This window comes from Enterococcus alcedinis, from assembly GCF_014635985.1.
Lineage (GTDB): Bacteria > Bacillota > Bacilli > Lactobacillales > Enterococcaceae > Enterococcus_I > Enterococcus_I alcedinis.
The window spans coordinates 485,222-499,582 of record NZ_BMDT01000001.1 but is presented as its reverse complement, the minus strand read 5'-3'; the positions used below and the strand labels follow the sequence as shown (position 1 = coordinate 499,582).

Sequence of the window (14,361 nt, the reverse complement as noted above, 5' to 3'; positions counted from 1 at the left end):
CAGAACTTCAAATCCTTGTGAATCTAAGCGGGATTTGAAGTTTTTTAAAAGTTTCAAACATCTAGTCGCCCGTTATCAATCGAAATATGACTAACAGAAGATGAATTAATAGAAGTTATTAATTGAAACCAGTCATAAGAAACGGTAGAATAGCATAGAGTGAGGAAAGTAGGAAATGAAAAATGGTTCGTTTTTTTATCGATAAAATGGAAAAGAAATACCGTCAGGAGATGTTGCGTGGGAAAATTGGCTTATTCTCCGGCATCTTTGGTTTATTAACAAATTTGATGTTATTTATTAGTAAACTTTTAATTGGTTTGTCAGCAAATTCTGTGTCTATTATGGCAGATGCGATGAACAGTTTCTCTGACAGTATTTCCTCTGTGCTAGTGTTAGTGGGCTTTAAAGTGGCTTCAAAACCAGCTGATAAAGATCACCCTTACGGACATGAGCGTTTCGAATACGTAACAGGGCTAGGAGTTGCCTTACTCATTACTTTTGTTGGTTCTCAATTTTTCAAGACATCCATTGAAAAAATGATAAACCCAACAAGCGTTCATTTTTCGTGGCTTTCATTTATCATTTTGATTTTATCGGTGATTGTAAAGCTATATCAAGGATTGTCTTATCGCTACGCAGGGACAAAAATTGATTCTCAAACATTAATAGCTAATGCTAAAGATAGCTTTAATGATGTGTATACGACTAGTGCTGTATTGCTTTCAATTTTAGTGGAGCAGCTCACAGGCTGGCGCATAGATGGCTATATTGGTTTTGTTTTAGCGGTGTATATTACAGCTAGTGGTTTGTTAATGGTGCGAGATTTTGTGAATGAGCTATTGGGGCAACGGCCAACAGAAAAAGAAATTCATCAAATTGAACAACAACTCAATCGCTACCCGAATATTTTAGGTTATCATGATTTATTAATTCATAATTATGGTCCACAAAAAAGTTTTGCATCTGTCCATATTGAAGTAAATAGTCAAATGACGTTAGATCAAGCGCATGATGTCATTGATTTAATTGAACGGGACATTTATAAGCAACTGGGTGTTCATCTTGTTTGTCATCTAGATCCAGTGACGGTGAACAGTGAAGAATATTTAGAAATGCATCAGGAATTGGTCAAGATTTTAAATAAACTAAATAGTGATTTTCGTATGCACGATTTTCGTATCCGATATAACCGCGTGCTAGAATTTGACTTAGTGATTCCGGATTCAAATAAATGGTCAGAAGATGAGATTAAGACGGAAATTGCCCGAGAATTACGAGAGATAGAGAAAAGTTATCAATTGAAAATTATTTTTGATCATAATTATTTGTTATGAAATTCTAGATAAAGGAGAAAAATCAAGATGGACTGGTTCAAACAACTAGACGTTAGTATAGCAATTCAGGTATTGATTTTTTTCCTATTCGTTAATACGATAGGTGCGCTCATCACTGTCTTTCGCCGGCCACGCTCAATTGCCAGTGTTTTTGCATGGATGATGGCTTTAATATTTTTACCAGGATTAGGCTTCTTTTTATACGCTTTTGTGGGACGTAAAATTGATGGGGAAGTCATTTACTTATTAAATAGTCATCATCAACGACGAATTAGCGAGATTAACCAAATGATTGAGGAACATAACCAAAAATTTAGTGACGGTGAAATCGCTTCAAGTTCCAGACTTTTAAAAGACTATTTCGATTATGCAGAAGAATCGCCTTTAACGAGAGGTAATCAATTAGAAATTATTACAGATGGAAAACAAAAATTTAGTGAATTGTTTGCAGATATCAATCAAGCAAAAGAAACGATTCATATTGAATATTATGCTATTTTTGATGATCGAATTGGCAATCAGTTATTGAACTTACTGATTCAAAAGGCGAAGGAAGGCGTTAAAGTTCGTGTGTTATTCGATCCTTTTGGGGGAAGAACAACGGTCAAGTTTTTTAAACCTTTGATTGCAGTTGGTGGGAAAGTGTTACCGTTTATTACCGCTCGAGACTTTATTCGAAAGACCCGACTTAATTATCACTTACATCGTAAAATCGTCGTGATTGACGGTAAGATTAGTTGGACAGGTGGTTTTAATGTTGGTGACCAATACTTAAATGAAACAAAACGTTTTGGTTATTGGCGTGATACGCATGCACGGATGATTGGGACGGTTAGCTTTAGTCTGCAAGAAGTTTTTATTCGAGACTGGAATGCCTCTGTAATTAAACCAGAAGACTATTTAGAGTACGATGAGAAATATTTTTGTTTGCCAGAAGAGTCAGAATATGGGGATGTTCAGTTGCAAGTTGTAGCAGACGGACCGGATGCCGATGATCAAATATTAAAAGGCGGCTTTATTAAAATGATTCTAAGTGCTAAAAAAAGAATTTGGATTCAGTCCCCTTATTTAATACCAGACGACTCGATGCTTGATGCGTTAAATATTGCGGTGCGCTCGGGTGTCGATGTTCGGATTATGATTCCTAATAGGCCAGACCATCCTTTTATATATCGCGCAACACAATATTATGCCAATTTTTTACATAAAAAAGGCGTTAAGATTTATATTTATAAAGGTGGCTTCTTACATGCAAAAACCTTGGTTGTTGACCATGAACTGGCTTCATTTGGTACGACGAATCAAGATATTCGAAGTTATGCGTTAAACTTTGAAGTGAATACTTTTGCCTATAGTCAAGCAGTAACAGATGAGTTAGCATCTATTTTTAAAGCTGATATGTTGGAATCGACTGTACTTACAACCGAAATGATTGCTAAACAATCGAAATGGCTTCGAACGAAACAAGCTTTTTCTCGTTTGCTATCGCCGATTTTGTGATTTTAAAACTTTCTGGAGCGCTTGTCTTGCAAGATGATCGGCACCTTTATTCTTACTTTCAGGAATCCATTGAATAATGACGAGTTTAAAAAGTGTGAGTAATTGTTGAATTTCCTCCAAATATTCAATGAAATGTTGATTTTTCGTATAGTCCTTTTCTATCGTTTCTGCTAAAATCTTACTATCTGTAAAAATAAAAATGGTTTCTTGCGTTTTTTGATCCTGAATTAAGTACTTAAGTAGAGCGATCATCACGGCAAACTCTGCCTGATGATTCGTTAACACAGGTAAAAGAACCGTTTTTTGCAAATGTAAATCTTCACCAACAAGGACGATACCGCCACCACTAGGTCCGGGATTTCCTTTTGTTGCAGCATCAATGTATGCTTTAATCAATTCACTTATACCTCCTTTAAGGTGTTTGTAGTTATTATACGACAGGAAGGGGAACAAATGGAACGTAAATTTTATTGGAAGCATGAGCTACCGTATGTTATTATTTATTGGTCAATGACTTTCTTTTCGTTTTTTTTAGGGATGATATTAAATTTAGAAAAAGCGAAATTTCATTGGTATAGTCTCCCTTTTTTCGGTTTGTTTTTTCTATTTATCGCTTATAATCGCCAGCAGTATATCCGTTTCTTAGGAAAAGAAGTAAAATTATCTAAAGGTTTCTTTTATAAGAAAACTATCGAGTTAAAAGATATTCACCAAGTTATCATTTTTAATGATCATTTAGTAATCCACTACGAAACAACGAAACTGGAGTGTTACTTTTCGAAGAAGACCATCCAAAATGTCACAAACGCTTTCGTTGATCAACTACCGGAGAAGGTGCGATTCGAAAACGCTGAAGAGATATGAAAGTAGGGATAAGATGGGGAGTCAGGCGCTAGCATTTTTAACAAGTTTTAATCGTATTGAGAAACGATTTAGAGAAGAACTCGGTTCACCCAAAAATATGGGGTTTACACAAATGGTTCGTCGATTAGCCAATCGTAACGACCTACCTGTGAAAAAATATGAGCCAGATTTATTGCAAATTGCACAGTTGCGAAATGCGATTGTCCATGAACATATTGGTGAAGACTTTATTATTGCGGAACCGAATCAATGGATTTTACATCGAATTCAAATGATTGAAGAAGAATTATTGCAACCAGAATTAGTCTTGCCGCGCTTTGGAAAAAAAGTGACAGGCTTTGAACAAACGCTTCCTTTGCAAGAACTATTTAAAATTGTGGCTCAAAAACGTTATTCTCAATTCCCTATCTATAATAAGGGCCATTTTATGAGTCTGATTACTTTACGTGAAATTGGTTATTGGACAGCTAAGGAAAGCCAAAAAGGCCAAGTGATACTGAAAGACAAACAAGCGAGTGATTTGATTTTAAAAGATGGAAAAACCACGAATTATGAATTCGTCGCTGCAGACTGTCCGATTTCGAAAGTAGAACAAATGTTTAAAGAAAATGCGACGTTAGAATCGATTTTAATTACTAAAACGGGACATCCAAATGGGAGCCTCTTAGGGATTATTCGTCCAAAAGATATGATAAATATTATATAAGAAAAGAGTGGAAGTATGTTAGCTGTTTACTTCATAGTAAGTGTGATCTTAATTGGAATCGATCAATGGGTGAAATACTGGACGGTAGCGAATATCGCGTTACACGAGACGGTAGAATTTATCCCTTCATTCTTATCATTAACGTATATTCGTAATACGGGTGCTGCTTGGAGCATCTTAGAAGGACAAATGTGGTTCTTCTTTATTATTACGATTGTGGCTGTTGTGGTAATTATGTATTTATTAATCAAACATCGAACGGAGCATTGGTTATTCGCGATAGGTTTGTCCTTTGTTTTAGCAGGTGCACTGGGCAACTTTATCGATCGTATGCGATTAGGCTATGTTGTTGATATGTTTCAAACAGAATTTATGAATTTTCCAATATTCAATGTAGCAGATGTCTCCTTATTCATAGGTGTTGCATTTATTTTTATCTACACGGTATTTGAGGAGAAATTGAAAGGAAATAATAATGAAAAACGAAATAAAAGTAACAATTAACGAAGAAAAAGGGCGCGTGGATAAAGTTCTGGTTGAACGACTGCAAGATTATAGTCGTTCACAAATCCAAGCATGGTTAAAAGAAGACGCCGTTACGATTAACGGAGAAGTGATTAAAGCGAATCGTAAGGTGGCTGCAGGAGATGAAATTCTCATTACCATTCCAGAGCCAGTAACGCTGGATTTAATCGCAGAAAATATTCCGCTTGAGATTATCTATGAAGATCAAGATATGGCTGTTATTAATAAGCCACAAGGAATGGTTGTCCATCCTTCTGCAGGACACCCAAATGGGACACTTGTGAATGCACTGTTGTATCATCTAGAAAATTTATCGACGATTAACGACGTCATTCGTCCTGGAATTGTCCATCGAATCGACAAAGATACTTCTGGACTCCTAATGGTTGCTAAAAATGATAAAGCACATGAGTCATTGGCCAAACAATTAAAAGATAAAACGTCATTACGTAAGTATGTTGCGTTAGTTCATGGCACTATCTCACACGAAAAAGGAACAATTAATGCACCAATCGGTCGTTCAAAAACCAATCGTAAAAAACAAGACGTGATCGCCGATGGTAAACCGGCAGTGACTCATTTTACAGTTTTAGAACGTTTTAATGATTTTACGTTAGTTGAATTGCAGTTAGAAACTGGGCGTACGCATCAAATTCGTGTGCATATGAACTACATCGGTTACCCGGTAGCAGGGGATCCTGTCTATGGACCGAGAAAGACATTACCAGGTAACGGTCAATATTTACACGCGAAGATACTTGGGTTTAAACATCCAAGTACAGGTGAAGAAAAGGTGTTCGAAGTCGAGATGCCCGAAGACTTCAAAAAAACTTTAGAAAACTTAAGAAATTAAATTGCTTTTTGAATTGATTAAGTGTATAGTTAATTCAGTAAAAAAATAAATAACGCCCTTTAAGTGTAGTCCCGTGAGGCTAAGAAGGCAGTGAGTATACGAATAACGCTTGTTTGCGAACAAGGCCGCTTTGTATCATTTGAGAATAGCTATGGTTATTTTTGTGCAACCATAAACTGACGAAATGTTCACTCCTACCTAATAACGGGTAGGAGTTTTTTTATTGTAAAAAAGGAGGATGAAACAATGATCGGAAAAGAAGTTGTCGATGGCTTGACAATGAAACGAGCAATTACCCGAATTACGTATGAAATTATTGAACGTCATCAAGGAATCGAAAATGTGGTGTTGATAGGGATTAAAACACGTGGTATTTTCATTGCGCAACGAATAGCGCAACGCTTAAAAGAACTAGAGAACATTGAGGTTCCGGTAGGAGAGCTAGATATCACTCTTTACCGAGACGATAAAAATGCGGAATTGGAAGAAGCAGAACTTCATGATTCGGCAATCCCGGTTTCTTTAGAAGGAAAAGAAGTCATTTTAATTGATGATGTGCTTTTTACAGGTCGTACTATTCGTGCCGCACTAGACGCTATCATGGACTTTGGTCGACCAAAACGCATCGGTTTAGCAGTCCTTGTTGATCGAGGGCATCGAGAATTACCCGTCCGTCCGGACTTTGTTGGAAAGAACATACCGACAGCATTAACGGAAGAAATTATTGTTGAGATGGAAGAACTCGACGGGAAAGATCGGATTTTGATTTATAAAGAAGGTAGGGAATAAAATGAAAGAATCATTTAGAAATCCAGATGCCATTTTAGATATTGGGGATCGCCCCAAATTACTTCCATGGTTTGGTTTAAGTCTACAACATCTATTTACAATGTTTGGAGCAACAGTACTTGTTCCACGATTAGTAGGCATTGATCCTGGCATCGCATTAGTTAGTTCAGGGATTGGAACAATCGTCTATTTGTTTATAACGAAAGGGAAAATTCCGGCCTACCTCGGTAGTAGTTTTGCATTTATTGCAGCGATGCAAATGTTGATGAAGGGTGAAGGGCAAGGGTATCCAGCAATTGCTCAAGGAGCGATTACAACTGGGCTTGTTTACCTAGTCGTCTCATTAATTGTTAAGAAGATTGGTTCAGCTTGGTTGGATAAAGTGTTACCAGCAATTGTTGTTGGACCTGTCGTAATGGTTATCGGTCTAGGGTTAGCAGCCAACGCAGCAAACAGTGCGATGTTTAATGCTGCAGGAGAGTACGATTTCCGCTACGTCTTTGTTGCTTTAGCCACATTAGCCTTAACGATTTTCTTCAATATGTGGTTTAAAGGATTTCTTGGCTTAATCCCGATTTTACTAGGGATTGTCAGTGGTTACATCATTGCTTTAATAACTGGAATTGTTGACACAAGCATCATCGCCCAAGCAAGTTGGTTTTCAATGCCGCAGTTTCAAATTCCTTTTGTTCAATACACACCGAGTTTACAAATCGGTGCCATTGTGACGATGGCGCCCATCGCTTTTGTAACGATGACGGAACACATCGGTCACTTAATGGTCTTAAACAAACTAACAAAACGTAATTTCTTTGAAGATCCAGGATTAAGTAAAACGTTAGCCGGTGACGGTGCCGCTCAAATTGTGGCAGGTTTACTTGGTGGGCCGCCGACTACGAGTTACGGTGAAAACATTGGTGTCCTAGCAATCACTCGTGTACACAGCGTTTTCGTGATTGCAGGTGCCGCAGTCTTCGCCGTAGCGTTAGGTTTTGTGGGTAAAATGAGCGCCCTTATTTTAAGTATACCTAATCCAGTCATTTCAGGTATAAGCTTCGTCTTATTCGGAGTTATTGCTGCTAGTGGTTTAAAAATTTTAATTGAAAATAAAATCGATTTGGATAAGAAAAAGAACTTGTTAATCGCATCAGTCATTTTAGTCGTTGGAATCGGTGGGTTAGTTTTAGAAGTTGGAACGTTTACCTTATCGGCGATGGCATTAGCAACTGTGTTAGGCATTTTCTTAAATCTAATTTTACCAGAAACATCTCGCAGCGAAGAAAGCTAACTTAGGAGGAAACAATATGACGAATCAAGCAGAGCGTATTAGTTTAAAACATCTATTGTCAGTAGAAGTACTATCCGATTTAGAAGTGATGGGTTTAATTCATCGCGCGCAAGAATTCAAACAAGGCGCTAAATGGGAACCAGAAAAAGAACAATATTTTGCAACAAACTTATTTTTCGAAAATAGTACACGGACGCACAAAAGTTTTGAAGTGGCGGAACGAAAATTAGGTATTGAGACAATTGAATTTGAAGAATCAAAAAGCTCTGTGACAAAAGGTGAGACGTTATATGATACGGTCTTAACAATGTCTGCAATTGGTGTTGACGTAGCAGTGATTCGCCATGGTGACGAGCATTACTATGATGAGTTAATTGAAAGCCGCACAATTCAATGTGGTATCATTAATGGTGGTGACGGCAGTGGTCAACATCCGACGCAATGTTTGCTTGATTTAATGACAATCTATGAAGAGTTTGGAACGTTTGAAAAATTAAAAGTAGCTATTGTCGGTGATATTACGCATTCGCGTGTCGCAAAATCAAATATGCAAATGTTGAAACGACTCGGAGCCAAAGTCTTTTTCTCTGGTCCGCGTGAATGGTACACAGAAGAATTTGAAGTCTATGGTCGCTACTTACCATTAGATGAGCTGGTTGAACAAGTCGATGTCATGATGATGCTACGTGTGCAACACGAGCGTCACGATGGCGAAGAAAGTTTCTCAAAAGAAGAATACCATCAAAAGTATGGTTTAACAGAAGCACGCGCTGAAAAAATGAAAAAAAATGCGATTATCATGCATCCAGCACCAGTCAATCGTGATGTTGAACTAGCCGATTCATTAGTTGAAGCGATGCAATCACGTATTATTACACAAATGTCAAATGGGGTTTATATTCGCATGGCGATTTTAGAAGCTGTGCTAACAGGAAGATCATAGGGGGAATGAATCATGAGTACATTAATTAAAAATGGTAAAATTGTTTCACACGATAACGAATTAACAACGGTCGATGTTTGGATTAAAGATGGAAAAATCCACGCGATTGGAGAAGCTTTCAATGAGGCGGATTTTGAAACAGTGTTTGATGCCAGAGGACAATTAATCACACCGGGTCTAGTCGATGTGCACGTTCATTTTAGAGAACCAGGTTTTACGTATAAAGAAACAATTGAAACAGGAAGTAAAGCAGCCGCAAGAGGCGGATTTACAACAGTCTGCGCGATGCCAAACTTAAATCCAGTACCAGACACGGTTGAGAAGTTTGAGCAAGTCCAAGCAATCATTGATAAAGATGCCGTCGTAAAAGTCTTGCAATATGCACCGATTACCGAAGAATTAAGAAGTGAACGCTTAGTCGATTTTGCTGGCTTAAAGAAAGCAGGAGCCTTTGCTTATACAAATGATGGTGTTGGTGTTCAAACAGCTGGTGCGATGTACCTAGCAATGAAAGAAGCAGCTAAAAATAATTTAGCAATTGTCGCGCATACAGAAGATGAATCCTTATTGTTTGACGGCGTGATGCATGCTGGAAAACGTTCAGAAGAGCTTGGTTTACCAGGAATTATCAGCGCAACAGAATCTTCACAAATTGCGAGAGATTTATTGTTAGCAGAAGAAACAGGCGTGCATTACCATGTCTGTCACGTTTCAAGTAAAGAAAGTGTCCGTGTAATCCGCGAAGCAAAACGCGCGGGAATTCATGTGACATGTGAAGTGTGTCCGCACCACCTTGTGTTAGTTGATGAAGATATCCCAGAAGATAACGGTTATTGGAAAATGAACCCACCATTACGTGGCAACGAAGACCAAAAAGCACTAATCGAAGGGTTATTAGACGGTACGATTGATTGTATCGCAACGGACCACGCCCCTCATAGCCACGAAGAAAAAAATCAAAGTTTCGTCGATTCACCATTTGGAATCGTCGGTTCAGAATATGCGTTCCAAATGGTTTATACCCACTTTGTTAAAACCGGTATTTTCACATTAGAGCAAGTTGTCGATTGGATGGCAATTAAACCAGCTGAGATTTTTGGTTTAGAAGTCGGTCGTTTAACTGTTGGCGGTCCAGCTGACTTAGCAATCTTTGATCTAGATACCGAATATGTTGTTGATGACCATCAATTCCTATCAAAAAGTATTAACACACCGTTTGTAGGATGGAAATTATATGGAGACACAATCCTCACTCTAGTAGATGGGGAAATCGCGTGGAAAAAGGCAGGGGAATAGGATGAAGCGTTGGCTAATTTTGGAAGACGGTACTTATTTTGAAGGTACTAGCTTCGGTGCAGAATCAAATGTTTTTGGAGAAATTGTTTTTACAACAAGTATGACTGGTTATCAAGAAACGATTACAAATCAAAGTGCCAACGGGCAAATCATTACTTTTACCTATCCCGTCATTGGGAATGCGGGTATTAACCGTGATGACTTTGAATCACTTTCTCCAACTTGTAAGGGAATCGTTGTAAAAGAACATGCAAGACTCGCGAGTAACTGGCGTAGTCAAATGACATTAGATGCCTTTTTGAAACAAAAAGGTATCCCAGGGATTGCTGGAATCGATACCCGTGCACTCACGCGTAAAATTCGTGAGCATGGGGTGATGAAAGCAAGTATCGTTGATGCAGGGGATGATTTTTCACATGCTTACGATCAATTAAAAGCAGCTGTCTTACCTACAAATCAAGTCGAGCAAGTTTCTACAACAAAACCTTACCCAAATCCAGGAGTTGGGCGCAATATCGCCATTTTGGATTTCGGATTAAAACATAGCACCATGCGTGAATTAGTCAAACGCCAATGCAATCTAACTGTGTTACCATACACAACCTCAGCAAAAGATATTTTAGCAATGAATCCGGACGGTGTGCTTTTAACGAACGGTCCGGGCAATCCTAAAAGTGTTGCCAATGTGTTAAAAACCATTCAAGAAATTCAAGGAGAAATTCCAATCTTAGGTATCGCTCTTGGTCATCAATTACTCGCATTAGCCAATGGTGCCGATACCGTAAAAATGAAGTTTGGACATCATGGCAATCATCCTGTTCGTCAGTTAGAAACAGGGAAAGTCCATTTTAGTGCGCAAAGTCATGGGTATGTCGTTAATCGAGAGAGCCTGTTAGATACTGATTTAGTAGTAACTTACGAAGAAATTAATGACCAAACCGTTGAAGGCATACGACATACAAAATATCCAGCAATTGGTGTGCAGTTCCAACCAGACGCTTCACCAGGAACGCACGATGCCTTATATTTATTTGATGAGTTTTTAACAATGATCGATGCATGGAAGGAGCGCAACTAATGCCAAAAAGAACAGATATTAAAAAGATTATGGTGATTGGATCAGGACCAATTATTATCGGACAAGCAGCCGAATTTGATTATGCTGGCACACAAGCTTGTTTAGCTTTAAAAGAAGAAGGATATGATGTCGTTTTAGTGAATTCAAACCCTGCGACAATCATGACTGATAAAGAAATTGCCGATAAAGTCTACATTGAGCCGATTACTTTTGAATTTGTTTCTCGCATTTTGCGCAAAGAACAGCCCGATGCCCTGTTGCCAACCTTAGGCGGTCAAACAGGCCTGAACATGGCGATTGAACTAGCACAGTCGGGTATTTTAGAAGAATTATCCGTTGAATTACTAGGAACCAAACTATCGGCGATTGACCAAGCCGAAGATCGTGACTTATTTAAACAATTAATGGAAGAATTAAATCAACCGATTCCAGAGTCAGTCATCGTTAACACCGTCGAAGCGGCAGTGGAATTTGCCAATCAAATTGGTTATCCGATTATTGTTCGCCCTGCTTTTACAATGGGAGGAACAGGCGGAGGGATGTGTGACAATGAAGAAGAATTGCGACACATCGCAGAAAACGGCTTAAAGTTATCACCAGCAACGCAGTGTTTAATTGAGCGCAGTATCGCCGGTTACAAAGAAATTGAATACGAAGTGATGCGTGACTCGTCTGATAATGCGATTGTTGTTTGTAACATGGAAAACTTTGATCCAGTCGGAATTCACACGGGCGATTCGATTGTTTTTGCTCCAAGTCAAACGTTAACGGATGTTGAACACCAACTGTTACGTGATGCTTCACTCGATATTATTCGCGCATTAAAAATAGAAGGTGGCTGTAACGTTCAATTAGCGCTTGATACCGACAGTTTTAACTATTATGTCATTGAAGTGAATCCACGCGTATCACGTTCATCCGCGTTAGCTAGTAAGGCAACCGGTTTTCCGATTGCGAAAATCGCAGCAAAAATTGCGGTCGGATTGACCTTAGATGAGATGATTAATCCGGTAACCGGCACGTCTTTTGCGGCTTTTGAACCAACAATTGACTACGTGGTCTCAAAAATTCCACGTTGGCCGTTTGATAAATTTGAAACAGGGGAACGTTTACTAGGGACTCAGATGAAGGCAACCGGCGAAGTGATGTCGATGGGACGTAATATCGAAGAGTCGCTCTTAAAAGCGGTTCGTTCGCTAGAAATCGGCACCTATCACATTGAAATCGCAGAATTAGCCAATGTTTCAGACGAAGCTTTGACAATAAAACTAGTCAAAGCACAAGATGATCGCCTCTTTTATTTAGCAGAAGCCTTTCGTCGCGGCTTTACAATTGAGCAATTAAATGAATTAACGAAAATAGACCCACTTTTCTTGGATAAAATCCTCCATATTGTTGAAATCGAACAAGAACTAGTAAATAATCAGAAAGATCGAGACGTACTGAAAATGGCGAAACAAAATGGTTTCACCGATCGTAAAATTGGAGAACTATGGGGCATGACAGAAACGGAGATTCGACTATTAAGAAATAAGGAAAGTATTAAACCTGTCTACAAAATGGTCGATACGTGTGCGGCGCAATTTGAATCAAACACACCTTATTTTTACAGTAGCTATGAAACAGAAAACGAAAGTCTGCGTAGCGATAAACCGTCTGTTCTGGTTTTAGGATCGGGTCCGATTCGTATTGGACAAGGAGTCGAATTTGACTACGCGACCGTTCATTCGGTTAAAGCCATTCAGGCCTTAGGATACGAAGCGATTATTATGAACAGTAACCCAGAGACAGTATCCACGGATTTTTCGATTTCGGATAAACTATATTTTGAACCATTGACACTCGAAGACGTTTTGAATGTCATTGAATTAGAGCAACCGATTGGTGTCATTGTTCAGTTTGGTGGTCAAACAGCGATTAACTTAGCTGAACCATTAGTTCAAGCAGGTGTCAAAATCTTAGGAACAACGATTGAAGACTTGGATCGTGCTGAAAATCGTAATCTATTTGAAAAAGCATTGAAAGCGTTAGGAATTCCACAGCCTTTAGGTGATACTGCAACGAATGCAAAAGATGCAGTCGCAATTGCTGAGAAAATCGGTTATCCTGTACTTGTACGTCCAAGCTATGTTTTAGGTGGACGTGGGATGGAAATTGTGGAAAATCAACAGGATTTGGAAGACTACATGAAAAATGCGGTCAAAGCTTCACCAGAGCATCCTGTTTTAATTGATCGTTATTTACTAGGAAAAGAATGCGAGGTTGACGCGATTTGTGATGGTGAAACCGTCTTAATTCCAGGAATTATGGAACACATTGAACGCGCAGGTGTACACTCGGGTGATTCGATGGCGGTCTATCCGCCACAAAATCTATCGAAAAAAACAATTGAGACAATTGCAGACTATACGCAACGATTAGCAATCGGATTAAATTGTGTCGGAATGATGAACATTCAGTTTGTCATTCATAACGAAACGGTCTATGTTATTGAAGTAAACCCTCGAGCAAGTCGTACAGTACCATTTCTAAGTAAAGTCACAAATATTCCAATGTCCCAAGTAGCAACAAAAGCTATTTTAGGTGAGAAATTAGTTGATTTGGGCTATCAATCTGGACTTGTTCCGACTTCTGAAATGGTCCATATAAAAGCACCTGTCTTTTCGTTTACAAAACTGTTAAAAGTCGATACTTACTTAGGTCCTGAGATGAAGTCAACGGGTGAAGTGATGGGAACCGATGTAAACTTAGAAAAAGCATTATATAAAGCTTTTGAGGCATCCGGTTTACGTATACCTGAATTTGGTTCTGCCTTGTTTACAATTGCGGATGAAACCAAAGAAGAAGCGTTAGCACTTGCCAAACGTTTTTCTGAGATTGGTTTTAGTTTAACCGCAACACACGGTACAGCGAAATTTTTAAACAGTCACGGGTTGACCGTGAAATCGATTGCTAAAATTTCAGAATCAGGCCAAAATGAAACCGTCATTGACCGAATTCGCAATGGTAGTACACAATTAGTTATTAATACAATGGATAAAAATCGTCAAAATGCGTCACAAGATGGTTTCATTATTCGTCGCGAAGCTGTGGAGCATGGAGTGCCGTTATTTACTTCACTTGATACAGCCGATGCAATTTTAAAAGTAATGGAATCTCGAGCATTTTCAACAAAAGCAATATAA

13 protein-coding genes are annotated in these 14,361 nt (G+C 38.6%); 12 read left to right on the top strand and 1 reads right to left on the bottom strand.

The annotated features are described in order from the left end of the window. Positions 1-182: 182 nt before the first annotated feature. Both IEV09_RS02460 and cls read left to right on the top strand, forming a co-directional pair. A complete protein-coding gene (locus IEV09_RS02460) occupies positions 183-1,334 on the top strand; it encodes a cation diffusion facilitator family transporter (RefSeq protein WP_188366664.1) in 1,152 nt (383 codons plus the stop codon). A gap of 27 nt (positions 1,335-1,361) precedes the next feature. After that, positions 1,362-2,834: a cardiolipin synthase gene (cls, locus tag IEV09_RS02455; protein WP_188366663.1), complete on the top strand. Its 1,473-nt coding sequence runs from the start codon at positions 1,362-1,364 to the stop codon at positions 2,832-2,834. On the opposite strand, the gene IEV09_RS02450 is transcribed toward cls, so the two are convergent. Next, positions 2,817-3,230: a ribonuclease HI family protein gene (locus IEV09_RS02450; RefSeq protein WP_188366662.1), complete on the bottom strand. Its 414-nt coding sequence runs from the start codon at positions 3,228-3,230 to the stop codon at positions 2,817-2,819. The two genes, cls and IEV09_RS02450, sit on opposite strands and share 18 nt — an antisense overlap. Positions 3,231-3,287: 57 nt before the next feature. On the opposite strand from IEV09_RS02450, the gene IEV09_RS02445 reads away from it, so the two are divergent. The 10 genes from IEV09_RS02445 (at position 3,288) to carB (ending at position 14,361) form a co-directional block, all read left to right on the top strand. Then, positions 3,288-3,698 (top strand): EbsA family protein, encoded by a 411-nt coding sequence (locus tag IEV09_RS02445; protein WP_188366661.1) that lies wholly within the window; start codon positions 3,288-3,290, stop codon positions 3,696-3,698. 13 nt (positions 3,699-3,711) lie between these two features. After that, complete coding sequence (locus IEV09_RS02440; protein WP_188366660.1) at positions 3,712-4,404, top strand: hypothetical protein; 693 nt, start codon at positions 3,712-3,714, stop codon at positions 4,402-4,404. Positions 4,405-4,419: 15 nt separating this feature from the next. Then, positions 4,420-4,908: a signal peptidase II gene (gene lspA, locus IEV09_RS02435; protein ID WP_188366659.1), complete on the top strand. Its 489-nt coding sequence runs from the start codon at positions 4,420-4,422 to the stop codon at positions 4,906-4,908. After that, the gene (locus tag IEV09_RS02430; RefSeq protein ID WP_188366658.1) at positions 4,880-5,782 is read left to right on the top strand and encodes an RluA family pseudouridine synthase; all 903 of its coding nucleotides are present in this window, start codon (positions 4,880-4,882) and stop codon (positions 5,780-5,782) included. Before lspA ends, IEV09_RS02430 begins: the two co-directional genes overlap by 29 nt. A 246-nt stretch (positions 5,783-6,028) precedes the next feature. Continuing rightward, positions 6,029-6,571, top strand: coding sequence for a bifunctional pyr operon transcriptional regulator/uracil phosphoribosyltransferase PyrR (gene pyrR, locus IEV09_RS02425; RefSeq protein ID WP_188366657.1), 543 nt, complete (start codon positions 6,029-6,031; stop codon positions 6,569-6,571). Between the two features lies 1 nt (position 6,572). After that, positions 6,573-7,859, top strand: coding sequence for a solute carrier family 23 protein (locus IEV09_RS02420; protein ID WP_188366656.1), 1,287 nt, complete (start codon positions 6,573-6,575; stop codon positions 7,857-7,859). A 16-nt stretch (positions 7,860-7,875) separates the two neighbouring features. Beyond that, complete coding sequence (locus IEV09_RS02415) at positions 7,876-8,802, top strand: aspartate carbamoyltransferase catalytic subunit (protein ID WP_188366655.1); 927 nt, start codon at positions 7,876-7,878, stop codon at positions 8,800-8,802. Positions 8,803-8,814: 12 nt separating this feature from the next. Beyond that, on the top strand, positions 8,815-10,098 hold the full coding sequence (gene pyrC, locus IEV09_RS02410; RefSeq protein ID WP_188366654.1) for a dihydroorotase: 1,284 nt from the start codon (positions 8,815-8,817) through the stop codon (positions 10,096-10,098). 1 nt (position 10,099) lies between these two features. Then, a complete protein-coding gene (locus tag IEV09_RS02405; RefSeq protein WP_188366653.1) occupies positions 10,100-11,176 on the top strand; it encodes a carbamoyl phosphate synthase small subunit in 1,077 nt (358 codons plus the stop codon). Then, a complete protein-coding gene (gene carB / locus IEV09_RS02400; RefSeq protein WP_188366652.1) occupies positions 11,176-14,361 on the top strand; it encodes a carbamoyl-phosphate synthase large subunit in 3,186 nt (1,061 codons plus the stop codon). The genes IEV09_RS02405 and carB overlap by 1 nt, the downstream gene beginning before the upstream one ends.